Origin of the sequence: uncultured Lacinutrix sp. (genome assembly GCF_947500325.1) — a bacterium.
Classification (GTDB): domain Bacteria; phylum Bacteroidota; class Bacteroidia; order Flavobacteriales; family Flavobacteriaceae; genus Lacinutrix.
In genome coordinates, this window is the sequence record NZ_CANMRQ010000067.1 from 1 (window position 1) to 936 (window position 936).

Annotated in this window: 1 protein-coding gene; it reads left to right on the forward strand. The window is 35.1% G+C overall.

The features are described from left to right. A partial coding sequence (locus tag Q0997_RS20185) for a SprB repeat-containing protein (RefSeq protein ID WP_299892513.1) occupies positions 1-936 on the forward strand: 936 nt, incomplete at both ends.

A 936-nucleotide genomic window follows, 5' to 3' on the forward strand; every position in this document is an offset into this window, starting at 1 on the left:
GCTAGTGATGGTACTGCGCCTTATCAATATCAAATTTTATTAGATACTGATCCTGCTCCTATAGCTAGTGATTTAAATTGGAATTCAGCTAATACCTTTAATGAATCTGCTAATAACTATACTGTTTATGCAATTGATGCCTATGGTTGTATTAGAGACTTTGATATCTCTTTAATTAGAGATGCTGAACCTACAATCGATCCACAAGTTGCGCCTTGTTTTGTGGGTACACCTATTACTGTTACTATTACTGGAACAGTTACTATAGGTAATCCTTCATATAGTATAAATGGAACATCATACAGCACAGATCCTGATTTTACATTTGCAACGCCTGGAACTTATACGCTTTACATACAAGATGGTAATGGTTGTGTGGCTACTACTCCTTATATAATAAATGATCAATTATTATTAAGCGCTGCTTTAACTCAAGAATTAGATTGTACTGCTACTCCTAATGCTGAAATAACTTTAACGGCAACTGGTGGTGATAATACAACCTATACATATCAAGTGTCTACAGATGGTGGCACAACATTTAACCCAATGGCTACTAATATCTATTCAGCAGCAACTGCTGGAACGTATACGTTTAGTGTAACAGATGCTGCTAATTGTGTATCTACAACAACTTATACTGTAGACCCAATTCAGCCTGTTACTTTTACTACCGTTGAAACTAATGTAAGTTGTAATGGTGATAGCGATGGTTCTATAACAGTTAATGTAACTTCTGGAACTGGAGGTCCTTACATGTATCAATTAGATGCTGGAACACCTCAAGCTTCTAATGTATTTACTGGATTAGCAGCAAATACTTATACTGTTACTGTTATAGATTCTAATGCTTGTACATATACAAGTGCTCCTATTATTATTACAGAACCAACACCGTTAACAGCTACTGATTCTGTTTCTGTAAATACAACTTGT